We start from the raw sequence: 25,890 nt of genomic DNA, 5'->3' as shown, positions 1-25,890 counted from the left end.
TACAAAATGATGAAAAGAGGATGAATATGTCAACAGCAGTAGCAAAAGAATTTTGGTTTGTCGTAGGTTCGCAACATCTTTATGGGGAAGAAGCATTGGCTGAAGTTAAAGCGCACGCACAAACGATGACAGATGCTTTGAATAAAAGCGGAGTTTTGCCTTACCCACTAGTATTGCAGGATTTAGCTGTCAGCGCAGATAAAATCACCAACATTATGAAAGAAGTTAACTATCGTGACGAAGTTGCCGGTGTCATCACTTGGATGCATACTTTCTCACCTGCAAAAATGTGGATCCGCGGAACAAAAATGCTGCAAAAACCTTTGCTTCATCTAGCTACGCAATATAATGAAAGTATTCCATGGGCAACAATTGATATGGACTTCATGAATCTAAACCAAGCAGCTCATGGTGACCGTGAATATGGTTTTATTAACGCCCGTTTGAACAAACAAAACAAAGTGGTTGTAGGCTATTGGGAACGCCCTGAAGTTCAAAAGCAAATTGCAGAATGGATGGACGTAGCCGTTGCTTATAACGAAAGCTTCAATATCAAAGTTGCTCGTTTTGGTGACAACATGCGTAACGTTGGTGTAACTGAAGGAGATAAAGTTGAAGCCCAAATTCAATTTGGCTGGACGGTTGACTACTTTGGTATTGGTGACCTGGTTCAAGTCATTAATGAAGTTAAAGAAGAAGAAATCGATGGTTTGTTTGCTGAATATGCAGAGCTGTATGAATTCGACTATGGCACTAACAGCAAAGAAGCATGGGAAGCTAGCGTAAGAGTTCAAGCAAGCTATGAAATTGCTATCAAACGTTTCCTTGATCAAGGTGGCTACAATGCCTTCACCTCAAACTTCGAAGATTTACATGGAATGAAACAACTTCCAGGACTTGCTGTTCAACGTTTGATGGCACAAGGATATGGTTTTGCTGGAGAGGGAGACTGGAAGACTGCAGCTCTCGACCGCTTGCTTAAAGTGATGAGCCATAACCAATCCACTGGCTTTATGGAAGATTACACTTATGAATTGACGGTTGGACAAGAATCTATTCTTCAATCCCATATGCTTGAAGTAGATCCTACTTTGGCAAGCAACAAACCAAAAATCATCGTGTCTCCACTAGGTATTGGTGGCAAAGACGATCCAGCCCGTTTAGTATTTGACGGTAAAGCAGGAGACGGTGTAGTGGTTTCCATGGCTGACTTCGGTACGCATTACAAACTTTTGATCAACGAAGTGACTGCTTTTGAACCAACTGTTCCAGCTCCAAACCTACCAGTAGCTCGTGTGCTTTGGAATGTTAAACCAAACTTCCAAGACGGGGTAAAAGCTTGGATCGAAAATGGTGGCGGTCACCACACCGTTGTTTCTTTAACTCTTACAACAGACCAAATTATTGCTTACGCAAAACTTGTTAACTTGGAATATGTAGTAATTAAATAATAGCAAAGCTTTATTACGATTAATAGGACTCCATTCCTCGACCTTTTCGAGGAATGGAGTCCTATTGTTTTGTTCGATATACTTCAATAAATGCGATAGTTTCCACTTAGGGCCAATAAACTAAAGAAGTACAGACAGTTATCATAATAACGACTTTGTCCAGTTCGCAAAGGTGTATCCCAAAACAAACGGACAAAATGCTCTGCCTCCGGGCCATCCGAAGCAAGCGAAGCCATGGCGTTGGTTGCCAAAAGGCCTACCGGATGCAGCGCCGGTTCGTCGAATGCCTGTCCCTCAATAGTATACCGCCGGTAATTGGAAACTTCGATATTCCTAAAAAAAGCTTGAATCCGGTTACATTGATCGACCTGCCAGCTGTCCTTTTGGAACCATGCCCAGTCCAGACCGATATTAGCCGCAACCCGGTAAGCATCACTGAAAAAATGGCTGAAATCACCATGAGGCTGGGGTTCTGCCGGAGTGCCGTTAAAATTGGCATATTCGGGAGCGAGACCAGTTACAGGATGGCATGTAGTGTGTAGATAAGTGCGGCTGGCTTCCGCCGCTTCTCGCCAAAACATGTGGTCACCTTCATCAGCCCACAAAGCGAACAAATCATAGAAATGGGGGAGATGGTAAGATGGATCACTGAAGGTGGATTCCGGTACGAATTTAATCAGTTTCGTTTCCGCGTCCCACATTGAGTCACCAGCGCCTGTTTCAGTTTTATGTACACAAGCACGCAATATTGTTCGAGCCTGCTCAGAATAATTATAAGGTTCCGGACCGTTTCCCCAACGTTTCGAGGCAAAAAACAGGGCCATGGCGAAAAACTCTTCCCCGTCCGGTGCGGGTCCCTGAGAAATTCTTGTGCCGTCAGGCTTGCAGTGCCAAGCAAAGTAATCGGCATAACGGCCATCTTTGTGCTGCATAAACGTCTTGGAGAATTTCCATAAACGATCAAACTCATCTTTTTTATTCATTTGAACAGCCATCATCATCCCGTAGGACATTCCTTCAGACCTAACATCCAGATTACCTGTATCCAGAATATAGCTTTTATCCTCGTCCAGCGGATAGTAGATTCGTACGTTCGGATCTCCGTAAAACAAATCACTCCAAGTTTCTTCGAGTTTAGCGTTGATTTCATCTTCAGAAAAGCCAAACTCCTTAAATAAATTGCGATATTTCCCCGTATAAAAAGCACCTTGTTGTGTCATTGGCATGATATTTCCCCTCCTGTGCACTCCAGCATGCACTCCATTTCAATAAAAACTAAGGATGGATGGTTTGAATGGTGCCATCATCGTTGTATTTCAGCTCCGTATATTTTACAGATCGCTTGTTGTCAGCACCACCAGATAAAGAACTATCATGATAAAATAAATACCACTTCTCTTTAAACTGAACAATAGAATGGTGTGTTGTCCAGCCCAGGACGGGTGTAAGTATTTTTCCTTGATATACAAAAGGCCCAAGCGGATCTTTACTGATAGCGTATACAATATTATGGGTAGTTCCCGTGGAATAAGAAAGATAATAATAACCGTTATATTTATGAACCCATGGACCTTCAAAATATCTTCTTTCTTCATCTCCAGCAAGAATCGCATTTCCGTTCGTATCGATGATGGATATTTCTCTAGGCGTACCTTCAAAGCTCAGCATGTCCTCGCTCAGCTCCGCTACGATAGGTCCAAGAGCTGGTGCCGTTTCAGCCGGTCCCTCGGCATTCGCAACAAATGAGCCGGTTTGCCATTTTTCAAGTTGACCGCCCCAAAGACCCCCAAAGTATATATATGATTTGCCATCATTATCAACGAAAACAGCGGGATCAATGCTATAACTGCCAGGAATGTAGCTTGGTTCAGGTGTAAAGGGTCCGGAAGGTGAAGTTGAGGTGGCAACCCCGATTCGGAAAATATCGTCATGGTCTCGGGCTGGGAAAAACAAATAGTAGGTATTGTTTTTGTATGCTGCATCCGGAGCCCACATTTGCTGTTTAGCCCATGGAACATCCTTCACATGAAGTACTTCACCGTGGTCGATACAAGGGGAGCCATCTCCATCAATAGACAGAACATGGTAATCCTCCATATTATATTGGTCACCGTTGTCATTAGAGATCATATCGTGATCCAGGTCATGAGAGGGATAAATATAAATCTTGCCTTCAAATACATGAGCAGAAGGATCCGCAGTATAAATATGAGTTACGAGAGGTTCATTGGGTTGCACTGGCTTTGTCAAGTCATTTCCTCCTATAAAGTTAATCGCTTACAAAGTTAATGGTATAAGAACTTTAGGACTCTGTATATATAGCAACTATAGTTTATACCCCACAAAGTTTAGATGTTGCTTCTTGACCTTGCAGACCCTTTCTCATTTATGCTGCCTCGCAATATTTTCTCTAGATAATCTGGTACAATAGAAATCTCCAAGCTTTGACCTTACAAATACATTGAGGTGGGATTAACATAAGGGAATATAAATCATAATTTTACACAAGAATGAATGTTAGAGCGAAAGTCACCAAGTATTCCACATTATATTTTTTAAAAGATGAGGTTAGCTTAATGCAAAAAATTCAAAATTCTAGAATCTACTTTATAGGTATACATGTGCTTTTGTTAATCTTATTGTTCACCTCTTTGTATGCTTATTCCCCCTGGATTCGCATTAAAGTAAAGGAAATTATCATGCCTGCGGATAAAGTATATACCATCGCTCACCGTGGTGCTTCAGGATATGCTCCTGAGAATACAATACCTGCATTCGAACTAGCTATTGATATGAAGACCGATTATATCGAGTTAGACATTCAGTTAACAAAAGATCATGTTCCTGTTGTTATTCATGATGGGACCGTAAATCGCACCACGAATGCTAAAGGGTATGTAAAGGATTTTACTTTAGAGCAGATCTCAAAATTAGACGCGGGTTCATGGTTTAATGAACAATATCCCATGTTCGCTAGAGATAAATATGTAGATTTACGTATTCCGACACTAAAAGAGGTATTTGAAAGGTTCGGAAAAGAAGTGGACTATATGATTGAGATTAAAGATCCCACGTCGAATTCGAACATCGAGGCATTGTTAAATGAAGAAATCTTAAATTATGATCTGTCGGCTCATGTTGCTATACATTCATTTAGTGAAGCGAGTTTACGTAGATTCCATTCCATAAATCCAGCAGTCCCTCTTTATCAAATTGTATGGTATGATTTTCCTGTTTATAAAATATCAGAATCCTATGTGAATAGATTAAAAACTTATGCGGTAGGCATAAGTCCTAACTTTCAAAAAATAAATGCGGCATATGTCGCGCAGGCAAAAAATTCAGGGCTAAAGGTGTTTCCATATACTGTGAATTATCAAGTGAATATGGATAAAGCCGTAATTTGGGGTGTAGATGGTGTACATACAAATTTCCCTGACCGCTTTAGCGAAGTAATTAAGAATAATAAAAGGTAAAGGGATGTGAAATCACCCTTTTCTGGACATAAATAAAGCTGTCGAGACTTTCTCGACAGCCGAAGAACCTTTATCCGAAGGTTCTTTTTTTACGGAAAAATAGAATATTTTTGATTCTTCGTATTACTGAAGAAGTCTTTTCTCGTGAAATTGTAGATGAAGCTCCCGTACTTGTTCTGCAAGATCCGGTACAGGGCCATCTACGAACGCATCGTGAATAACCTCTTGAATCCTTAAATTACGGACGGGTGATGCTGCAATTCCCATATCATTTAACCACGCCGATAATTGCTTCGAGGAACTGGCATATACAATTCGTCCTAAACGAACCCAACCGTGTGCCGCTGCACACATAGGGCAATGTTCTCCGGAGGTATACACTGTTGCCTGCTTACGTTCTTCCAGTGTCATATTCTGAGCTGCCCAGCGGGCTAAAGCGAATTCGGGATGCTGAGTATGGTCACCGTTACCTACATGGTTGCGGTCTTCCGCCAGCACTTCTCCACTTGCTGATACAAGGACTGAACCAAAGGGTTCGTCCCCAGCTTCTAGTGCAATTCGGGCAAGTTCAATACAACGCTTGAGATGTTTTATATCCGTGTCGTTTATCATGATGGTAGAACCTCCTGGATTTTAATTTATAGATAAGTTTCATGAATTGTAGGCCTGAGCCTGTTTGTTCACCACATTCTTCTATGTTAGCATGTAAAGTATTCGATGAAAAATATATCATGCAATATCAAGCTAGGGAGGATATATAAAAATGAAGCACCCATTTATATTGAACGCCGTATGGAACGGTGGCCGTAACAGTGACGGAACTATTGAAGCTGGACAGCTTAAGACTCAAATTTCCATTCCGAAAGAAATGGGAGGACCCGGAGTAGGAACGAATCCGGATGAGATGCTTTTGGGAGCAGCAGCAACCTGTTATCTCATTACACTTGCAGCAATGCTGGAGCGGGCAGGGCTGACGACTTCAGAGCTGACGTTAACCTCAGAGGCGACGGTCGATGTAACGAATAACATTTTTACATATGAAGCCATCAAACATTCACCCCTAATCACCCTTACCAAAGATGCGTCACAGGACGATATTGATAAAACCATCCGTATTGCCCATAAAGCAGAAGGCTCCTGCATGATCTCCAGAGCTGTTGCAGGAAATGTAGAAATCACGACAGAGCCAACGGTGCTGACTGCAAGCCTATAAAATTGAGTTCTAGGTAATCAGAGAGGAGACGTTAACTTTGAATGTTGAGTTATATAAGGATTTGATCAAGGATGATCGCGGAAATTATTACGTAGCTGTACAAAAAGAGGGCAATGAGCTGACTTTGGTAAACGCAATGCTAGAGCGGTCTTACCAAGAGCTGTGGGAGTTTAATGAAGCTTTCAAAAAGAAGTACGCGGAATACGAGCATCAGTTCATCGGCAAAATGATTATGGATAAGCTGCGGCACGATGTTGTTTTTGCCTCCAAAGAAGACGGCCATGGCCAAATGTATGATCTGGCCGCGGTTGCAGTTGATTACAAGCTTATTTTTATCGATATGATCGAATTTTACCGAAACCCTCGAGTAGGACTTAATCATGACAAGAACATCCATTAAGCTTAGTGTATTAGATCTCGTACCTGTTTTTAATACGGTGGATGCTATTACCGCATTGGGACAAGCAGTGAAGCTGGCTCAGACAGCAGAAAGACTGGGATATTCTCGTTATTGGGTTGCTGAACATCATGATATGCCGGGATTAGCATGTACCTCTACGGAGGTGCTTTTATCGCATATTGGAGCGAAAACAGCACACATTCGCCTTGGCTCAGGCGCTTTATTGCTGCCACATTATAAGCCGCTAAAGGTGGTGGAAGCATTTCATTTGCTGGCCAGTTTGTACCCCGGACGCATCGACCTTGGATTAGGCAGAGCTCCCGGAGGTACTGCTGAAGTAAGTTTAGCACTGAGTGGCAATTTTCTCGAAAATGTTTGGAAAATGCCAGAACTACTTAAAGGAGTCACTGAATTATTACAGGGCAACTATTCCTATGAAGGACGTTCAATAACCGCCCGGCCGGTCCCACCCGTATCTCCAGAGCTATGGCTGCTGGGTACAAACAAGAAAAGCGCGGCATATGCTGCCGAGTTTGGAGCAGGTTATGTGTTCGGCCAGTTCATGAGCGATGTAGCAGGGGAGGAGGTTTTGCAAGCTTACCGTGAAACATTTACTCCTTCTTCACTTTCTCCTGAACCGCGGGCCATGGTTGCTGTTGGCGTCATTTGCGCCGAGACTGAGGAAGAGGCAGAGCGATTGGCCTCATCTGGTACGGCATTATTCCAACAAGAAGGTTCTGCCGAAGCGAAGTCTGAGCCCTTGGAACGCAAGCTGCTGGTAGGTACTCCGGAAAGTGTTAAAGGTAAGTTGGAACGGTTATCTCTTTTGTATGGAGTTAATGAATTCATTATCGTTACCATGATTCCAGATTATGAGAAACGATTGCATTCGTTCGAACTGCTTGCCCAAGCGTGCTGGAGTTCTTAATAAAGGAGGTCCATATGTATGAAGTCTCATACCTCTGATCAAATTAAAATCCCACCAGGATTTTGGGCTGGATTAAGTCAATTAGGGATAACTGCACAAGATGTAGCCAGCAAAGCAAATCTTCCACTTAGCCATCTCAGAGAGTCAGAAGTCACCACTGCTCAATATTTCGCAGTCTGGCAGGCATATAACGATCTCATTGGGGATACTGCCGAAGGAATCATTAAGCTTGCAACCGTCTTTGAAACCACACAATATCCGCCGACGGTTTTAGCAACATACCATGCTAAGGACTATCGCGATGCTCTTAACCGAATGGTACGATACAAACAAATGTGCCCTCCTGAAAGCTTGCGTATTACCGAGGAAGGCGAGCTATGTACAATCGAATTGGAATGGCAGCATCCCGGGCATTCTGGTCCACCGCTGCTGCTCGGCCTCACTTTGGCATTTCTTCTAGAACTCGGACGGCGAGGCACAGGTCTACCTTTGACAGCACAGCTTGTCGAGTTTTCACAGCCTATAGGAAATGTAAAGATTCTTGAAGCTTATTTCGGTTGCCGAATTCAGATAGATGCTCAATATAATCGTTTGACGTTGCGTCGAAATGATTTGAATCATCCTTTTATCTCGTACAACGAAGAGTTGCTGGAGATTCTGACTCCCGTTTTGGACCGGACGCTTGCTGAACAGAAGGGCACACGCTCTATAACCGAGAGGGTCAAATGGATCATGAAACGCAGCTTCAGCGGAGGACGCCCTGACATTCAAGCTGTTGCGAAGGTATTAAGTATGAGTGACCGTACCTTGCAACGCAGGCTTACTGAAGAAAACACAAGCTTCAAGCAATTGCTGACACAAGCTAGACATGAGCAAGCACGAGAGTATCTGGCAGATCCTTCGCTTGATATTAAAGAAGTGGCTTTCTTGATTGGATATGAAGACCAGAACTCGTTCTACCGTGCCTTTCGTCTTTGGGAAGGTGATACTCCTTCAAATTGGCGTAATGAACATTTAGGGTTAAACACGATACCCTCTTCATAAAGACAGTATTTTCAGAGTTTTATCATTGGCGTGTTAAACAAGAACTTTGGCGCAATCCGCTAGTTACTGAACAACCCCGGTACGATAATATAATCCTAGCCGGCACACAGGACTGTTCTTAAAATGACAACTACTCAGCACGCCGTGATAAAAGGAGAAATGTAATATGGATATGGGATTAAATAATAAAACAGCTTTAATTACAGGATCAACAAAAGGTATTGGTAAAGCAATCGCCATTGAACTCGCTAAAGAAGGAGTTAATGTACTAATTAATGGACGGAATTATGATCAGGTAGAACAGACTGTAAATGAAATAAAGTCGAATTTCCCGGCTACCTCTCCACAAAATGCTACAGCGGATATTGTGGATATTGCGCAAAGAGAAGCCTTATTCGAAAAATACCCTAATATAGATATTTTAGTTAATAATATGGGTATCTATGAAATTATGAAATATGAGGACGTTAACGACGAAATATTTGAAAAATACTTCCGCACTAATGTCCTTGCTGCGAATGGATTAACAAAATTCTATTTACCTAAAATGTTACAAAAAGATTATGGCCGCATTCTCTTTATTGCTAGTGAAGAAGCCATTATGCCTTCAGGCCAAATGCCTCAATATGCAATGACCAAATCAATGTTATTATCATTGTCAAAAAGCTTATCTAAGTTAACGATAGGAACTGAAGTTACAGTCAATACAATCATGCCAGGACCAACACTATCTGAAAATGTGCATCAAATTATTGATGGGATATACTCCAATGAGGATATGACTTTTTCAGAAAAAGAAAGAAAATTCTTGACTACAAATCTTCCTCAATCTGAAATACAACGATTTATTAAACCTTTTGAAATAGGCAGACTAGCAGCATTTGTATGCAGTCCTTATGCCTCTGCATTTAAAGGTTCTCCAATTCGCATGGATGGGGGAATGGTGCCGACTATTTTTTAAGCGTACTCTAAGAGGATATAGATAACGATACAAAAAAGCCACTCCTTATGGAGCGGCTTTTTTGCTTGAAAAGTTATCACTGTCCTCTGGTACAACAAAGGATACCAAGGTGCCTTCTCCAGGCTTACTCTGGATCGAGAGACCTTGACCATATAATTGACTTAACCTCCGATGGGTGTTGGCCAGCCCGATGCCACCTTTGCCTTCCATCAATGGCTTCAGCAGTAAAGAGAGTGTTCCGGAATCTATGCCTTGCCCATCATCCTCCACTTCAATCTTTACAGCCTTGTGCAGACGGATAATACGTATTTGAACAGTTCCACCCTGTTGGCGCTTAAGTATACCGTGCTTAACAGCATTTTCTACCAACGGTTGGATGGATAGAGGAGGGATTAGGATATCAATATTCGGATCTATCTTCCAGACAACAGATATCCTTTCTGCAAATCGAGTCTGTTCAATATACAGATAAGATTCTACCAATTCCAGTTCATGGGAGAGGTTCACGAGCTCTCCGACATTTAAAAAGTCAAAACTGATTCTTAAGAAAGAAGTAAACGCACCAATGAGCTCCTGCATTTTTTTAGTATCCAAATCACTGAGTGCGGCAATAGAGTTTAACGTATTGAATAAAAAATGTGGTTGTATCTGTGCTTGTAGATATGCTGCTTCTATCCGCACCCGTTCATTGAAGGATAGCTTCATTGCAGTTAAAGCCCGAATACGATATTTAAGCTCCACTGCGTCCACAGGTTTTGTGACATAATCATTGGCACCGGACAAAAATCCAGTATAAATATCCTCAGGCTGACTACGGGCAGTAAGCAATAGAATTGGAAGCTCATATAAGGAGTAGCGAGTACGAACCTTCTGTGTTAATTCGTATCCCGACATCTGTGGCATCATAACATCGCCAATAAGTAAGTCCCAGTTCCTTTTATCCAACAATTCCAATGCTTCATGGGCTGAGTTCACGGTAGTTATGATATAAGGTTCGGTTTCAAGAATACCCTTTAGTACATTCAGATTGACAGGATCATCATCTACCACCAGAATATTTACCTTAATCTCTGTAAAAAGCGGTGGAATTTTTTCAGAGTGATTACTTGGCTGATGTTCGGAAATTCCCCACTCAGTCATCTGTCTATGAATCTCATCTGCCATATACGAAACTGTAGGTTCCGTCTGTCTTATTATCTGTTCGCTGTAAGAATCGGCAAGAGAGAGTGTGAAACTAAAAGTTGAACCTTTACCAAGCTCTGATTGAATGCGTAGGCTGCTTCCATGCAGTTCTACCAGCTGCCGGCATATGCTTAATCCCAGCCCAATTCCACGCCCGTCATTTATTCCGTGAGGGCCTTGCTCATAGGGTAGAAATATCCTTGCCATAGTCTCTTCAGTCATGCCCACTCCGGTATCTGTCACATAGATAAGAACCTGTCCGTCCTGTTCCTCAGCCTTAACAGCTACAAGTCCTGCTTCGGTGTATTTGAGCGCGTTGTGCACCAGATTTAATAAAACCTGCACCAGTCTTTTCTCGTCCGCAAGAACTGGCGGCATAGCTTCCGGGATATCCATAGATAGCTGTACTGGCTTACCTTCAATCATATATTGAAGCATACTAATCACACCGGGAACTACCGATTGAACCGAAATAGGTTCCTGTTGTAAAATAACACGATGCTCCTGAAGACGGACCACATCCAGTAGATCACCAAGCATATGAGACATACGGCGGCTGATTGTAATCAGCAGCTCCATATCTTGACGGCTACTTTCGTAAAGTCTGTCCTTTTCCTTTGTGACAATATTTTGTGCGATATTCATGATTCCGTGAAGCGGTGTGCGCAGCTCATGTGAGGTGTTAGCGAGAAACTGGTCCTTAAGTTTGTCTGCTTTTTTCAGCTGCTCATTCAGTTCCATGTTCTCTTTAGCATTTTGAAAATACTTTTTAAACCAATATGCTGAGAAGCCCACGATGGCTGCGATAATATCCAAAGGATAATAGACAATTGAATAGTGTCCGTTACTATCCCACAAATTCCATAACAAATTAGAAACGATCGCCGCACCTGATAACAGCAGAAAAACAACATCTTTATCATCTTGCTTTTTGAATAATAAGCGCCCTAAGCTATAGAGCAACCAAATGAAGGGAATATACTGGAACACTTGAATGATTCCCAAATGAATGGATGTGCTGACCCAATAAGCTGGGACGGTAAGTATAAAAACAGAATAAAGACCAAGACTCACTACGTATGCACGTAACCCCTTATTGATTTTGGCAACTGAGGTGAATTTTCTAAAAACAAGCAGAATAAAAAGATTTTGCCACAAAAAAGCAAGCAATCGGATCTTTAATGACCAGGTATAATTAATCGGCACTATTGCAAGAAGTAAGTTGTCATTACGGGCTAAAATGATAACAGCTACGGATAATGTCATTAACCCTACAAGAAACAAAGCACGTTCTTTAGGATTAAATAAATAAAGAATGCAGGCATAGAGCCCATGCAATAACAGGATAATTGCTGTTAACAATTGAAAACCTACGGTATAAAAGTATGTACGGTCAACTTTTTCCTGAGAACCAAAATAAACAGGCCCTGCAATCCCCCCCTTATAAGGTAGATCAAAGTTTGCTACACGAATAAGCACATCAATTACTGTTGTGTTTTTTGTGAAATAGGATACTTTATATGAGGTGGTTTTGGGCACATAAGTATCGGCATCAAGAGATATTGTCCCATTATTGAGCAATAGGCTACCGTTAATTTCTACGCTGGATGCAGTATAGATTTGTTTGATCCACAATGCTACAGGCTGCTGAAGGGGTTCTACCAAAATTCGCAGACGGTAAGTACCAAAACCGTACGAAGAAGGGTCATCCGTTCCTATCGCGCGGCTCCAGTCTCCGGGAACTTGAAGCGGGAGGGAAGGTTCTGGTAAAGTTGAAATATCCTTGGACGTTACGAATTGCGAAGGATAGAAGCTCCATTCACCATCCAGCCTGAATAAGTTAGACTGCTCCAGATCCTGGCCGCGTAAATCCAGTACACCATTGTTAATCACAGGTACAGGGTTGGAAACCTTAAATATACTCAACCAAATGCAGCGTAGGCCAAAGAGAATGCTTATAAAAAGTAGAATGATAGCTAATTTGTTTAGAATAGTTTTATTTTTCATGAGAACATTATAGCAAATAATTCTAATCTAGAATCTAAAATGAAGATTATTTACATAAGAAGGAGAAGTAATGAGCAATGGACACTGCGTGGGGTTAGGAGGAATGATCTCCCCATGGAAGAAGCATGATGTAACTCCTTGAACACTTGAGTACTCGAATTTGCTGTAGGGCGTTTGTATTACTTGATGTGCGACTATGCTGCTTGTTTGGCGTCTGTGATACCGAATGTGCTATTTTGCTGTTTGTTTGGCGTCTGTGATACCGGATGTGCGACTTTGTTGCTTGCTGCTTGTTGTAAGTTTTGCATTCCCACACTCTCTCTTCACGATGAGCGATCGGACTCAGTTGCAGCTATTTGGCTGAATTTTGTCTTTTAAGAAGTGTTTCGGACCCCAGAGGCGTTATTCGTTCCAAATATGCGCGATATGAGGGATTTTCGAGCCAATAGCGACTATAGTGAAGCTAGAATAAAAAGTGGACAGTAGTTAACAGACTGGCGATAATGAGTCCACGGAGGTGTGTTCACATGGGAGAACATCGACAACGGTACAACGAAGAATTTAAAAAACAGACAGTGCAGTTCATTCAAGAGCAAACAAAGACAGTGGGCGACTTGGCGGAAGAGCTCAACATCCCAAAAAGTACCCTGCATCAATGGATGAGCCAGTATCGAGAACTAAAGAATGAACCGGCAGCTAGCGTGGATCGAGTACGGGAACTCGAGGCACAGTTGAAAGAAATGAGCCGTCAACTTCAAGAAAAAGATAACAAGATTGCTGATGTGGAAGAGGAATTAGCGATCGTAAAAAAAGCAGTGCACATCTTCAGCAAACCAAGGAACTGAGATTCCAGTTTATTGAAAAACATCGCTCCGAGTTTCTCTTGGAGAAGATGTGCATGACCCTACATGTGTCACGGAGCGGGTACTACAAGTGGCGGACAGAAAAAACCAGTACGCATATGCTTCGTAAGGCTGCGATAATGAAGCGAATTCAGTATCATTTTGCAGACCATCAAAAGCGGTATGGGAGTCCGAAGATCACCCGCCTGTTGCATCAAGAAGGTTATACCGTTACCGAACGCACGGTGAGTGTGTACATGCGACATATGAAGCTTCGCTCCATTGTCTCCAAAACGTATCGCGTACAGACCACCGACTCCAATCATGACCATCCGATTGCCCCGAATACGCTGAACCAGCAATTTAAAATACTCAAACCCAATTCAGTATGGGTTACCGACATTACGTACATTCCTTGCCGGGGAGGGCGCTTGTACCTGGCTAGTGTAATGGACCTTTGCACGCGCGAAATCGTGGGGTGGCGCTTGGAGAACCATATGGAAACTAGCTTAATTTCGGGCGCCTTACAAGATGCTTACGAAGCTAAACAACCGGAAAAGGGTCTATTACATCACTCCGATAGAGGTTCTCAATATACTTCTCATGAATACACGAAGCAGTTGAAAGCGTATGGCATGGAGTCCAGCATGAGCCGCAGAGGTAACTGTTATGATAACGCCTGTATCGAGTCGTGGCACAGCATTTTGAAAAAGGAGCTCATTTATTGTAATCCACGATTCAAAACTAAGGAGCAAGCCTACCAGACACTTTTTCAATATATTGAGTTTTACTATAACCGCAAGCGAATGCATGGCGCGCTGGGGTATCTTTCTCCAGTTCGTTTTGCTGAGCAATTGACTAGAATGTCTGTTGCGTGACTGTCCACTTTCTTGACAGAGGTCCATAGAGTCCGATAGGTTCTCAAATGAGCCGAATTATGGCTAATAGCGACTCTGGAGTCCGATAGACTTCACTCATGCTTCTATTGTCATTTGTCTTAAGCTTGGCTTCTCGTTTATTGGTGAATATGATGTTGAATACCCCGTTGGCACTACCATTCGATGTAATGACTGGAGGTTAACGGTGGATTCTCCTTAATCCTAAAGGGTATATTATTAGATAATTTAATGCAGACAGGAGTGTAGATACGATGATTAAAGGTTTCGGAGGAATATTCTGGAGAACTAAAAATCTTGAAGCTACAAAAAAGTGGTACAGTGAGGTGTTGAAGCTTGACATAGAGAATTGGAATGGGACTGTGATAAAACCTCAAGTGGGAAATAAGACTATCTTTTCTTTCTTTACCGAGGATGATAGTTATTTTCCAACAGAACAACAAGTGATGTTAAATTTCCAAGTGCATGATCTAAACGAGACGATTAAGCATTTTGAACAGATTGGTGTACCTCTTGCAAAGAAAATAGAGATTAGTGAATTTGGAAAGTTTATTTGGATTGAAGACCCAGAAGGTCGACTGATCGAGCTTTGGGAGAAGTAAGGAGTTGCACATCTTTGCTATTGAGCTAACAGGTGCGTTAGTTTAATAAAAACTCAGTTCAACATCTAACTGTAAATGAATTAGGGATTAAAGTTGAATTAACTCCTTGGGTAATACTTCTTCAAAGCTTTCAGCTCCTTGGAAGAATTCATTAGCTTCTATCACCTGAGGTGCGGCGCTTGCGCTGCATCCACGGCTAACAGAATACTATAGGCAACCTAAATAGGGAGCATACCGTCGAGGTGTACTCCCTATTGCATTGAAGGAACTGGAAAATTAGTGCAACATTTCACCTATTAATAAAGTCAATAAAGATGTTATGAAATAAAATCATAAGAGCAGGTGGTAAATTGAATCTTCGTTTAATCACGTTAATATGTTTTTTCACATTCGCGTTCTTTATTGCAAATGGACAAGATGCTAAAGCTTTATCCTGTGTCGAGATAGGAAGTCCCCAAGAAGCCCTAGAGGTCTACGGTGGAGCTATTTATGGTGAAGTAAAACAAATAAAGGTTGATTTGAAACAAGAAGGATTTGCGGGGCCAAAAGAGAAAATCAGATATATATTAGTGGATGTTGAACGAAGTTGGAATACTGAAGTTGACTCTCAAATTATTGTGGGAACAGACTACACTTGGGGTTTTGATTTTAAGGAAGGTAATAAATACTTAATATACATTAGCGAAGTGGATGGCGTAACAAGCAGTAGTCCATGCAGTTCAACAATTGAAATGAATAACCTTAACCAAGCAACAGAACTATTCGGTGAAGGACTTCGACCCAAACAGCAAGTACACATAGAATACAAGATGGGGTTTATGTTTGAGCAGGATATTGATTTGTATGTCGTAATTGCAATAGGACTAGTAGTGATTTCATTCATTTACCTGAGAGCAAGAAAGAAAAAGAGCTAAGTGTAATCTTATTGCACTAACGGTTAGGATAGTTCAAATAAAATTAAGAAAAAGATAGCTGAACTAATTACTATTTCATTCATAACATGTGAGGTGCGAGTTGAACTTAGTAGAAACGATCATAAAAAGATTTAACCTTAATGTATTAAGTATAGATAATGTTCCTGAGTCCTTTAGTTCACAAGTATACAAGCTGAATCTTACTAATGGAGAAACGGTGTATGCGAAGATCCCTTATAACAGGGATAAGCTATATCGCGAATATTGTATGCTTGAAATGTTGAGAGAGGTATTACCGGTTCCAAAGGTGTTAGACTTCTGGAGTGGGGATGACTTAATCTCTGGTGCATTATTTTTATCTGAGATTAAAGGTATACCATGTACAGGTGCTATTGACGATGAATTAGCATTTCAAATTGGGTTACTTCACGCAAGGCTGCATGAAGTTAAAATGCCGGGATATGGTGTGGAAGGATTAGACGGTTTTCAATTTTTTAATCAGAACAATTGGAGACTTTATATAAGAAATAGCTTTGAAAAATTTATAGAACCTTGCAAGGAAGTCCTTGAGAGAGGACTTTTCGAAAAATGTATTAATCACTTTGAGAGTGTTTTTTCAGTTTTGCCTCCTCCTGATGACCCCTGTGTTGTTCATATGGACTTTCGACAAGGTAATATACTAACAAATAATAATGTGGTTGTTGGAATTATTGATTTTGAGAGTGCACGGGGTGGATCCTCGGAAATTGATTTCACAAAAATTAACCGATATGTTTGGGAAGTGAATCCTCAAAGTAGAATTTCGTATAAAGAGGGATATTCAACAATTCGTCCTCTAATGGATTTGGAAACAATACTACCCTTTTATGATTTTTACCATGCTTTTAGTGCTGTTGTCTGGTGTAAAAATAGAGGGATTGAAAAGAATAGGGCGTTCCTAAAGGAAAGTATTTCTGTATTGCAGAAATCCGTAGGTTGCTGAAATTACGGGACACGATATTTAAAGACATTTTAAGACGATGAGCTACCTGCATGATGAATAGCTTTATTACGTTAACGGACATTATGGTAAATAAAGGATATAATTATATAAAATGGTGAATATTAGATCGGCAGTATGCTGTAAAATTATAATGATGCAATCATGAATACAATAGCCTATCGTAATGTATGGATCAACAGACCTAATAATGAAAAAATCGAAACCCGAAAAACGCAATGGGGAGTGTGTTTATGGAAAGTATATATAACAAATTAAATACCGCTGAGATACTGAGCCGTATCGAGAATTTAAGTCCAAATTCTAAACCACAATGGGGAAAGATGAATGTTGCTCAAATGTTGGCTCACTGTTCAGCGTTTCAAGACATCGCAATCGGAAGTTCCTTTCCCCCAAGACATTGGCTAGGAATATTAATAGGAAGGTTTGTAAAATCTATTTTTTACAATGACAAACCGGTACCACACAATATGTCAACAATTCCGACCATACTTATTTTAGATGACAGAGATTTTGGAGAAGAAAAAGAAATACTGAAACAAAAGATTATGAATTTTCAAAGTAACGGTCCGGAGAAATGTTCATCCCATCCACATCCTTTTTTCGGGAAATTCACTCCAGAGCAATGGGGTAAAGGGATTTATAAACATCTAGACCATCATTTAAGACAATTTGGTGTTTAGTGTTTTTTCGCAATGAACAATAATATATTATTGACATAAAATCCCTATTACTTTATATTGTATCTAATTACATTGCAATCAAATGCGACGAAGAGGACAAGTAAATCCGGAAATGTCGATCAGAGAACTGCCGGTTGGTGCGAGGCAGTGGACACCCGAATCGAACAATCGCCTCAGAGCTGGCTCCCGAAATCATAGTAGGCGGGCCCGGGATTCTGCCGTTACAAAGAAGCATCGTTGTTGGACGATGGCAGAGAGGGTGTATTCACGAATACACTAATCAGGGTGGTAACGCGGAATCTACTCCGTCCCTAATGGGACGGAGTTTTTTGCGTTCATATAAATAAATAAGGAGGAGTAACGATGTTCCAAAAAATCAATGTTTCCGATCGCATACTAAGCCAGGATATGTTTATTGCTGATGAGGTTCAATACAACCTGATTCACCTTATTTGCGAGTCGAAGAGTTCTAGATGCTTAAAAGATTCTGGTGAAACAATGATCTATGCCCAGTCAACGGGACATAACGCATGGCTTTGGAGTTCTAAGGAGATTGCCGAGGATAAGAAGATCGTTCTCTACGAAGAACTTATAGAATTCCTTAAAGGGACAACATTATCGGGAGTATCTGGAGAACCAAAAACAACAGAACGTTTTGCGCAGCTGTATTCTCAGGCAAATAATCTTCAATATGAGTCCACGATGACTATAGAATCTTATTTCTGTACAGATCCAAAGAAACCTTTGAACGTAAAGGGAATAATGCAACAAGCAACGAGAAAAAATGTGGCCATTGTAGCAGAATTTTTGGCGGGTTTCTCAGAGGGAGCTTATGGGATTACGGTGAACCCAGAAACTAAAATTCTAGATGCCAAGAGGATGATTGAGACAGGTGACTTGTATTTATGGTTTGTAGACGATAAACCTGTATCGATGGCGTACATTGCACATCGGTCGGCAAGATATTCCAGATTAAATGCGGTATACACACCTCCGTCTTGCAGGAAAAAAGGTTATGCAAGTGCACTAGTAGCAGAGTTATGTTCTGTTCTTTTATCGGAGGATTTAGTGCCCATGCTTTATGCTGATTTAAAGAATCCTGACTCCAATAAGGTTTATCGAAATATTGGTTTTGTGGAAAGCGGAAAGATTGTTGACATCAAGTTCAAATAGGCACGAAAGGGCTACCGCAAGGTAGTCCTTTTTCTATGATCAATATGTTACTTGGCATTACTTTTATACAATTTAACATAGTTTGTAAGTTCAGCTATCGCGAAAAATTGCTTCGTTAATTGAGAATTCAATTTTTGTAAGGCAAGCTGAAAGGATACCTCCACTTTTTTGTAGTTATGTGTTTCTATTTCATTCAAAAGCTGTTTCATATTCTCGATATAATAAACGGTTTTCCTTAAACTGCTGATAAGAATAATTTTTCTTAATTCCGTTAAAGTGAAGACTCTGTAGCTATTATCTTTGTTCCTATTCGAAGAGATTAGCCCTTCTTGTTCCCAATGCCGAATAGCTGATGGATTAACTCCTGCCATTTGTGCAACTTCACCAATCGTCATTGAATCTGTTACAGTTAAATCTTTGTATTTTGATAAATCAACATCCCGAAACATGCGTAAAACTTCCTCTAACCTTTCTTTTTCCACTTGGGTCTTATGTTGCTCTTGATTGATTGCCCAAAGAGCAGACTCCATCTGCTGGCCTTTAATCTTCCTCATCACATCGTACACAACCGGAATTTCATATCCCTGCAATAATGCGCGAATGGTAATAAAAGCTTGTACATGGATGGAAGTGTAACATCTGCGGTTGCTGGCGGTCCTTGATACATCTGGAATTAAGTCTTGATCTTCGTATCTCCTTAAAGTAGTGGTACTCACATTTAATTGCTTAGCTATCAGTGTAGGTGTATATATCTCTTCCATAATCATCATCGCCCCGAAACATTAAAGTTGAACCTTCAAGTGCTACAACAATATTAAATCGAATTTAGGCAGATATATCAAGGGAGGTAAAGGGATAAACCGAAAGATTGCATGAATGTTATATGATACTTTTATAGAACACAAAGGAGTGAGTTCATTGAAAAAGATAATACAATTAGCAAACCAATCAGAAATAGAAGTAGGTATGGCAGGGCTTCCAGATCGTCCAACCATCATGTTACCCATCGCTAAAAAATCTGTGTACAATCAAGAAGCAGAAAACTTAAAGCTATGGGGAGTAGATCCCGAATTAGGTAAACATTTTGTTGAAGGATTAGCGGACACTTTTCAAGTGCTTTATTTCGATTATGAAGGTCATCTATTTCAACATCCAGTGGAAAATCTAACAGCAGATCATATTGTGAAGGATCTTCTCCACATTGCGGATGAAATGAATGTTACAAGCTTTAGTTACTACGGTTATTCCTGGCTTGCGTTGATTGGATTGCAAATGGCTATAAGAACAGATCGCTTGGAGAGTTTGGTAATGGGAGGTTTTCCACCCTATAATGGCCCCTATCAAGAAATGAGGGTTGTGACCCATAAAACACATACACAAGCTTTGAGTAACCAAAATGAATCTGTGGAAAGCCCTGCTGGACCGGATAATCCAAACGAAATGGATTGGGACAATATAAAGGTTACCATAGATACCCGTGTTACAGCACAATTTGTCTCCCTATACCAGAGCCTCACAGCCTTTGATGATCGCAGAATTCAACATTTGCCTAGTCTCCCTAAACTAGCTTTTGCAGGTGGAAATGATACGATCGTATACGGTGAAAATTTCGGGAGCGTTACCGTTGACATCGTCGGGTTGTTAAAAAAGAATAAGGAGCAGTTGGCGGATTTAGGCTGGGATGTTGAAATCCTTTCGGGAGCCCAGATGGACCATACAAAAGCTATGCAGCCAGCAGTAGTTGTACCACTGATTAAGCCATGGTATATGAACGTGTTACTAAAAAATACTGGATTGTAATTGTGGCAGATACAAAAATCCAGTGAATTAGGTATCCCAAAAGAACAATACTTTTTAGGGTAAAATCTTTAATTTGAAGAGATTAAATAGTAAACGATCTATGATAAGATTCCATATGTAATCGCTTACATTAATATATATGGAAGGAAGTGGTGTTGCGAATCTGCCCCAACAAGAAATTGCTCGACTACTAGAAATACAGACAAGCAGTATGTAGGTATGTAGTGACAAAAAAATTTCAGGAGGTAGATTATGTTTAAATTTAACAAGAAAATCGTGACTGTAATTATGGCCGCTTCAATGAGTTTCAGCTTGTTTGCAGCAACCTCAAGTGCAGCGACAGACTATTGGCAAAATTGGACCGATGGTGGCGGGACAGTAAATGCTACTAATGGATCTGGTGGGAATTACAGTGTTACATGGTCAAATACTGGTAACTTTGTTGTTGGTAAAGGTTGGAATACTGGATCCCCATCTAGAACAATAAACTACAATGCAGGCGTCTGGGCACCATCCGGCAATGGGTATTTAACTCTTTATGGGTGGACGAGAAACTCCCTCATAGAATATTACGTCGTTGATAGTTGGGGCACTTATAGACCTACTGGAACCTATAAAGGTACCGTGACTAGTGATGGAGGCACATATGATATATATACGACTACGAGAACGAACGCCCCTTCTATTGATGGTACGGCAACCTTCACACAGTTTTGGAGTGTAAGACAATCCAAGCGAGCAACGGGAAGCAATGTCGCGATCACTTTTGCCAACCACGTTAATGCTTGGAAAAGTTACGGAATGAATCTGGGCAGCAGTTGGTCTTACCAGGTATTAGCGACAGAAGGATATCAAAGTAGCGGAAGCTCAAACGTAACAGTGTGGTAATAACAGGTTATCTATAAGTAATCACTATCATTGCTAAGGTTGTCGGTCCACAACCGGCAGCCTTAGATCATTCTAGATCATTCAACAAATGATACTTAACTACATACCAGTGGTTGGAAAGGAGATATATCCATGAGAAAACTATTAATTTCTCTTTTAATAGTAGTTGTTATCAGCGCTTGTTCGCAAGAAAAGCCTGAACAGAAGGATACTTATGTATTAGTCAAAGGCGGGGCTTTCATTAACACAAATTCCAACTAGAAAAGTACAACTATATCAAATTTTTATATCGGGCAATATGAAGTTACTCAGAAAGAGTGGGTTGAAATAATGGGAAGCAACCCTTCAGCATTCAAAGGCGACAACTTGCCAGTAGAAATGGTTAACTGGTATGACGTAATAGATTACTGTAATAAAAGAAGTATAAAAGAGGGGTTCAAACCCTATTACAATATAGATAAAAATAAAAAAGATCCGAATAATAAGAGTGATAATGATAATTTAAAATGGACAGTAACGCTCAATGCAGGAGCTAATGGTTACCGATTGCCTACTGAAGCAGAGTGGGAATATGCTGCAAGTGGAGGACAGTTAAGCAAAAGTTACACCTACAGTGGAAGCAATAAAGCAGATGAAGTAGCATGGTATTGGCAAAACGCTGGAGACAAATACTTATCAGGAGATTGGAACTGGCCGATCATAGAAAACAACCATAACAAAACAAAATCTATTGGTGGCAAAAAACCTAATGAGCTAGGTCTTTACGATATGTCAGGGAATGTTAGGGAATGGTGTTGGAACTGGTACGGAGATATAGATAGTAAGAGCGGTTCTTTTCGGGTTGTAAAGGGTGGCGGGTGGATCGGCGGCATTAGCAACAACGAGATTTCATTTCGGGGAAAGTTCGAAGCGAATGGTATGGGCCCTGATCAAGGTTTTCGAGTGATTCGTGGTGAGTAAATGGGAACAAGACATACCAAGTATAATCGTAAAAAGCTGAAAAGGGTTTGATTAATAAACAAGCTTTGCGCTCGAATATAATCAATCCCCAATATGTATGTTTGCTATATTTCTTCGATCATTTGGATTAATTTTGACAACGCACTAGAAAAAACCGCGTTCCGGCGATACACAAACAATACCTGCAAATCTCGATATCCTTCAGGCAGACGGTGGGAAGTAATTACTCCCGCCTCTTCGGCCTTGGAAATCGAAGATTGGGGCATCATTGACACGCCGAGTCCAGCTGAAACCCCACTTAGAATTACATCTAATGTTCCGTATTCCATAATCTTATAAGAGCTCATCCCGCTTTCATTTAGGAAACTCTCAGCTTTGGCACGATGTGTACATCCGACGTCGAAAAACAACATTGGCTTTGTAAGCAATTCGCGCATTTCGCTCTTACCTGGTTGTGAGATAAGCACCAGCTCCTCTTCGAAAGCAACAACATGTTCTATATCAGGCTGGTCAATGGGTCCATAAACAAAGGCTCCATCTAGTTGGTAATCAAGCACCTTTTGTAAGAGGTTATGCGTTTCTCCCGTTATAAGCGATAGATTAACCTCGGGATATCGTAAGTGATATTCGGTTAGCAGAGGTGTCAGATGAGTAGCCGCTGTTGTTTCGATGGAACCTAAACGGAGCGGACCAGCAGGGTGCTCAGAGTATTGTGTGGTTATCACAGCCTCGTCCATTAGTAATAATATTTTGTCTGTATATACCAGTAAGTTCTCACCTGCCGGCGTTAACGTCATCCCTCGATTGGATCGACGAAATAGGGGGATTTTCAGCTGAGCTTCTAGATACTGAATCCGGTTCGTCACATTTGACTGGACATAATTCAAGACTTGAGCAGCCTTCGTTATGCTACCCTCGCGAGCAACCGCTTGAAATATTCTCAAATCTCCACTTTCCATTTCCTTTGCACCTTCTTGGTATGATGATTTATGATAGTCACCTTCAGTTTTGATCATTTTACTGGATTACACCCACTATGTAAAATTTATTATAGATTCATTAATAACAACTTGAGGAAGGGGCTTGGATGATGAAAGCCATTGTACATGCTGGAGAAGGTGGCCTGAAGGGCTTGAACTATAAAGAGATTATGGATAAAAAACCGGGGATTGGAGAAGTGAAGGTTAGGTTAATGGCTGCAGGGCTGAACCACAGGGACTTGTTTATCATGGATGACCGAACAAAACAGGATGTTCCTTTGATTATCGGCTCTGATGGCGCGGGGAGAATTGAAGCAATAGGTGAAGGTGTACTTGATCATAATGTTGGTGAAGATGTCATCATTAATCCGTGCATCGGATGGGAATATGCCGACAATGTTCCTAACGTTCCAGCCATTATAGGGGGACCTTCAGAGGGTACATTCGCTGAGTCAATCATCATTCCAGCGCAAAATGCCGTCAGCAAGCCAGCTTACCTGTCATGGGAAGAAGCCGGCGTGCTGCCCTTATCAGCCTTAACAGCCTATCGGGCGCTGTTTACTAGAGGCTGCTTAAAGAAAGGTGAACGCGTTCTTATACCTGGCATTGGTGGTGGGGTTGCGACTTATGCCATGATGATGGCTTCAGCGGTGGGTGCACGTATCAGTGTCACTTCACGCAGTGAATCGAAAAGACTAGCTGCACTCGCTCATGGAGCTGACCATGCTTTTGACAGTCATAGCAATTGGAAGGAAAGCATGAATGGAGACACCGTTCATCTCATCCTCGACAGCATTGGGCCTGCGACGTTCCCACATTACTTTGATATTATTAAACCCAATGGACGTATTGTCACGTTAGGTGCAAGCTCAGGAGATCGAATGGAAATCCCGACGCGAGCCATATTTTTCCCGCAAATTAGTATCATAGGTAGCTCAATGGGAAGTAGTGAAGAGTTTGCGGATATGCTTCAGTTTATGGAACATCATTCGATTCGACCTATCATTGATCGAGTGTATCCTTTACAAGACACAGTTCAGGCATTTCACCGAATGCAGCAGGGAGAACAATTTGGTAATATTGCGATAAGAATAGAATGAGCTGAGTCCCTTATAACTGGAATTCAAATGCCAAATATATCGATTTCGGAGACAGGAAACCACTTCTTCGAAGCCACATCTTTAAAAAACACTTGAATAGTGTAGGTGCCCTTTGTATTAAAGGAATATGTATACTCGTTGGTTTTGAACCAAAAGTTTTCTTCGCTGTTCTTAATTTGTTGAGCATCAATGGTTTCTGTTTTGTCCGCAGGATCGGTGATCACAACCTTAATATCTGAAATTTCTGCTTTTAAATGATCCACCTGTAATAGAGTAGAAAATGCAAAACGTGACGGGCTTTTTACTTTACCAAAAATCTCTCCATTATTATCGAGCATAACCATGTTTATATTAGGCTTGTAGATTCGAACCGTTTTACCTGATTCATCCAAGGCGAATAGTGCAAATAAATCTTTAGACAACTGTTCAGTCGTCAAGGAAATCGAACCTTCGGATAATATTGCGGGCTGTTTTTGAAGCACATTATTCAAATATAATGATACTTCAGATGAGCCAGCTGCAGCATAAATCACGGTTCCCGGTAAAATCATGATGCAAAATCCTAAAAGAATCAGCTTCCTTAATTTTCTCAATGATTTTCCCTCCTATAGAGCTTTATGTTAATTATACCCATAAGATGGAAGATAGTTTCTTTTACACAATTAATAAAATAAAAGAAGGTCAGTAGAGGGAACTACCCTAACCTGATCTTCTTGGTGTTAAATGAAAGAGTTATTTTTTCTCAGGAGCCAGGATAAGAATGTAACAAAACATTGTGGCATAAAAATAGCATTGGGACTAGATTTCATTTGACAGAGGAGATGTGTTTGGTAAAATTATACATAGGTTTTATTAATAGGAGGTTAGCAATGGATATCGCCATTGAGTTAATTGAAAGTATGTTAGTCAAATTTAGATCGGAAAAGAAATGGACGCTCCAAGCAATCGAGCAATGTACCCAAGAGGATATTACATGGTCCCCAACCGTGGAAAGTAACAGTATTGCAAATTTGGTTGCTCATATTAGCGGGGCAGTACACTCACGAATTGAAACCATCCTTTTAGATATTCCGGATACTAGAGATAGGGAGAGGGAGTTTGAAAGAGGCCTAGAAATGACAAAAGAACAAGCCATAACCATGACCAGGGATGCTTTTGATATTATCATCCAATATCTTGAACGGCTCCAATCTAACCCGGAGTTATTGATGTCACAACCCTTTCTTAATTTACCACCACTTACATATAGCCAAGTAAATAACGAGACTACTGCTCTTAATCTCATGATAGCGATGGTGAGAGAAGTCCATTATCATACAGGCCAAATCATTTATGCAGCAAAAATAAGAAAGGGACAGCTTGTATGGCAATGATAGTTTAACTAGAGGAA

General features: G+C 40.9%; 25 protein-coding genes, 1 pseudogene and 1 other annotated feature. Of the genes and pseudogenes, 19 read left to right on the top strand and 7 right to left on the bottom strand.

The features are described 5' to 3' along the window. Positions 1 to 26: 26 nt before the first annotated feature. Complete coding sequence (gene araA, locus NST45_RS12270) at positions 27 to 1,451, top strand: L-arabinose isomerase (RefSeq protein ID WP_038571054.1); 1,425 nt, start codon at positions 27 to 29, stop codon at positions 1,449 to 1,451. An 83-nt stretch (positions 1,452 to 1,534) separates the two neighbouring features. On the opposite strand, the gene NST45_RS12265 is transcribed toward araA, so the two are convergent. Beyond that, positions 1,535 to 2,677, bottom strand: a complete 1,143-nt coding sequence (locus tag NST45_RS12265; protein ID WP_076144117.1) for a glycosyl hydrolase family 8 — start codon at positions 2,675 to 2,677, stop codon at positions 1,535 to 1,537. 49 nt (positions 2,678 to 2,726) lie between these two features. Beyond that, the gene (locus NST45_RS12260) at positions 2,727 to 3,701 is read right to left on the bottom strand and encodes a glycoside hydrolase family 43 protein (RefSeq protein ID WP_339825700.1); all 975 of its coding nucleotides are present in this window, start codon (positions 3,699 to 3,701) and stop codon (positions 2,727 to 2,729) included. A 326-nt stretch (positions 3,702 to 4,027) separates the two neighbouring features. Between NST45_RS12260 and NST45_RS12255 the strand changes: the two genes are divergently transcribed. After that, positions 4,028 to 4,927, top strand: coding sequence for a glycerophosphodiester phosphodiesterase (locus NST45_RS12255; protein ID WP_052097044.1), 900 nt, complete (start codon positions 4,028 to 4,030; stop codon positions 4,925 to 4,927). Between the two features lie 123 nt (positions 4,928 to 5,050). Here NST45_RS12255 and NST45_RS12250 read toward each other — a convergent pair whose 3' ends face one another. Then, positions 5,051 to 5,539 (bottom strand): nucleoside deaminase, encoded by a 489-nt coding sequence (locus tag NST45_RS12250; RefSeq protein ID WP_038571063.1) that lies wholly within the window; start codon positions 5,537 to 5,539, stop codon positions 5,051 to 5,053. A gap of 151 nt (positions 5,540 to 5,690) precedes the next feature. Here NST45_RS12250 and NST45_RS12245 point away from each other — a divergent pair, with 151 nt between their 5' ends. The 5 genes from NST45_RS12245 to NST45_RS12225 all read left to right on the top strand — a co-directional run bounded on the left by NST45_RS12245 (position 5,691) and on the right by NST45_RS12225 (position 9,473). Next, positions 5,691 to 6,140 (top strand): OsmC family protein, encoded by a 450-nt coding sequence (locus tag NST45_RS12245; protein WP_038571065.1) that lies wholly within the window; start codon positions 5,691 to 5,693, stop codon positions 6,138 to 6,140. 37 nt (positions 6,141 to 6,177) lie between these two features. Beyond that, positions 6,178 to 6,540, top strand: a complete 363-nt coding sequence (locus NST45_RS12240) for a hypothetical protein (protein WP_076099232.1) — start codon at positions 6,178 to 6,180, stop codon at positions 6,538 to 6,540. Beyond that, complete coding sequence (locus NST45_RS12235) at positions 6,521 to 7,468, top strand: LLM class flavin-dependent oxidoreductase (protein ID WP_076099231.1); 948 nt, start codon at positions 6,521 to 6,523, stop codon at positions 7,466 to 7,468. Before NST45_RS12240 ends, NST45_RS12235 begins: the two co-directional genes overlap by 20 nt. 18 nt (positions 7,469 to 7,486) lie before the next feature. Further along, positions 7,487 to 8,512, top strand: coding sequence for an AraC family transcriptional regulator (locus tag NST45_RS12230; protein WP_038571075.1), 1,026 nt, complete (start codon positions 7,487 to 7,489; stop codon positions 8,510 to 8,512). 166 nt (positions 8,513 to 8,678) lie between these two features. Continuing rightward, positions 8,679 to 9,473, top strand: a complete 795-nt coding sequence (locus NST45_RS12225) for an SDR family oxidoreductase (protein WP_076099230.1) — start codon at positions 8,679 to 8,681, stop codon at positions 9,471 to 9,473. Positions 9,474 to 9,518: 45 nt separating this feature from the next. Here the strand turns inward: NST45_RS12225 and NST45_RS12220 are convergent, their stop codons facing one another. Beyond that, positions 9,519 to 12,581 carry an ATP-binding protein gene (locus NST45_RS12220; RefSeq protein WP_305953513.1) on the bottom strand — a complete coding sequence of 1,021 codons (3,063 nt, stop codon included), beginning with the start codon at positions 12,579 to 12,581 and terminating at the stop codon, positions 9,519 to 9,521. A gap of 608 nt (positions 12,582 to 13,189) precedes the next feature. Here NST45_RS12220 and NST45_RS12215 point away from each other — a divergent pair. The 7 genes from NST45_RS12215 (at position 13,190) to NST45_RS12185 (ending at position 18,772) form a co-directional block, all read left to right on the top strand. Next, entirely contained in the window at positions 13,190 to 13,507 is a 318-nt protein-coding gene (locus NST45_RS12215) for a transposase (RefSeq protein WP_036683594.1), read from the top strand. After that, entirely contained in the window at positions 13,456 to 14,382 is a 927-nt protein-coding gene (locus NST45_RS12210; protein ID WP_143766647.1) for an IS3 family transposase, read from the top strand. Before NST45_RS12215 ends, NST45_RS12210 begins: the two co-directional genes overlap by 52 nt. 272 nt (positions 14,383 to 14,654) lie before the next feature. Then, positions 14,655 to 15,002, top strand: coding sequence for a VOC family protein (locus tag NST45_RS12205; protein WP_076099228.1), 348 nt, complete (start codon positions 14,655 to 14,657; stop codon positions 15,000 to 15,002). 350 nt (positions 15,003 to 15,352) lie between these two features. Further along, entirely contained in the window at positions 15,353 to 15,916 is a 564-nt protein-coding gene (locus tag NST45_RS12200; protein WP_339212035.1) for a hypothetical protein, read from the top strand. Positions 15,917 to 16,016: 100 nt separating this feature from the next. Continuing rightward, positions 16,017 to 16,898 carry a phosphotransferase gene (locus NST45_RS12195; protein WP_339825691.1) on the top strand — a complete coding sequence of 294 codons (882 nt, stop codon included), beginning with the start codon at positions 16,017 to 16,019 and terminating at the stop codon, positions 16,896 to 16,898. 251 nt (positions 16,899 to 17,149) lie between these two features. Further along, positions 17,150 to 17,599 carry a DUF1569 domain-containing protein gene (locus tag NST45_RS12190; protein WP_076099225.1) on the top strand — a complete coding sequence of 150 codons (450 nt, stop codon included), beginning with the start codon at positions 17,150 to 17,152 and terminating at the stop codon, positions 17,597 to 17,599. A gap of 78 nt (positions 17,600 to 17,677) precedes the next feature. After that, positions 17,678 to 17,915, top strand: a binding site (T-box leader). A 47-nt stretch (positions 17,916 to 17,962) separates the two neighbouring features. Next, positions 17,963 to 18,772, top strand: a complete 810-nt coding sequence (locus tag NST45_RS12185) for a GNAT family N-acetyltransferase (RefSeq protein ID WP_036677321.1) — start codon at positions 17,963 to 17,965, stop codon at positions 18,770 to 18,772. A 47-nt stretch (positions 18,773 to 18,819) separates the two neighbouring features. Here NST45_RS12185 and NST45_RS12180 read toward each other — a convergent pair whose 3' ends face one another. Then, positions 18,820 to 19,533 (bottom strand): MerR family transcriptional regulator, encoded by a 714-nt coding sequence (locus tag NST45_RS12180; protein ID WP_076099224.1) that lies wholly within the window; start codon positions 19,531 to 19,533, stop codon positions 18,820 to 18,822. A gap of 157 nt (positions 19,534 to 19,690) precedes the next feature. Between NST45_RS12180 and NST45_RS12175 the strand changes: the two genes are divergently transcribed. The 3 genes and pseudogenes from NST45_RS12175 (at position 19,691) to NST45_RS12165 (ending at position 22,420) form a co-directional block, all read left to right on the top strand. After that, entirely contained in the window at positions 19,691 to 20,572 is an 882-nt protein-coding gene (locus tag NST45_RS12175; protein ID WP_076272563.1) for an alpha/beta hydrolase, read from the top strand. A 252-nt stretch (positions 20,573 to 20,824) separates the two neighbouring features. After that, on the top strand, positions 20,825 to 21,460 hold the full coding sequence (locus NST45_RS12170) for a glycoside hydrolase family 11 protein (protein ID WP_036677315.1): 636 nt from the start codon (positions 20,825 to 20,827) through the stop codon (positions 21,458 to 21,460). 132 nt (positions 21,461 to 21,592) lie between these two features. After that, positions 21,593 to 22,420: pseudogene (locus NST45_RS12165) on the top strand (SUMF1/EgtB/PvdO family nonheme iron enzyme). Positions 22,421 to 22,524: 104 nt separating this feature from the next. Here NST45_RS12165 and NST45_RS12160 read toward each other — a convergent pair. Beyond that, entirely contained in the window at positions 22,525 to 23,379 is an 855-nt protein-coding gene (locus tag NST45_RS12160) for a LysR family transcriptional regulator (protein ID WP_339826154.1), read from the bottom strand. A 131-nt stretch (positions 23,380 to 23,510) separates the two neighbouring features. On the opposite strand from NST45_RS12160, the gene NST45_RS12155 reads away from it, so the two are divergent. Continuing rightward, complete coding sequence (locus tag NST45_RS12155) at positions 23,511 to 24,500, top strand: zinc-binding dehydrogenase (RefSeq protein WP_339826151.1); 990 nt, start codon at positions 23,511 to 23,513, stop codon at positions 24,498 to 24,500. Between the two features lie 23 nt (positions 24,501 to 24,523). On the opposite strand, the gene NST45_RS12150 is transcribed toward NST45_RS12155, so the two are convergent. Further along, entirely contained in the window at positions 24,524 to 25,093 is a 570-nt protein-coding gene (locus NST45_RS12150) for a hypothetical protein (protein ID WP_076099221.1), read from the bottom strand. 276 nt (positions 25,094 to 25,369) lie between these two features. Here NST45_RS12150 and NST45_RS12145 point away from each other — a divergent pair, with 276 nt between their 5' ends. After that, positions 25,370 to 25,873, top strand: a complete 504-nt coding sequence (locus NST45_RS12145) for a DUF1572 family protein (protein ID WP_036677310.1) — start codon at positions 25,370 to 25,372, stop codon at positions 25,871 to 25,873. The last annotated feature ends 17 nt before the right edge of the window (positions 25,874 to 25,890 follow it).

The organism is Paenibacillus sp. FSL R7-0163 (genome assembly GCF_037969975.1).
GTDB classification, from domain to species: domain Bacteria; phylum Bacillota; class Bacilli; order Paenibacillales; family Paenibacillaceae; genus Paenibacillus_AQ; species Paenibacillus_AQ odorifer.
Note: the sequence above shows the minus strand (reverse complement) of the source record. Positions and strands in the feature narration are given on the sequence as shown.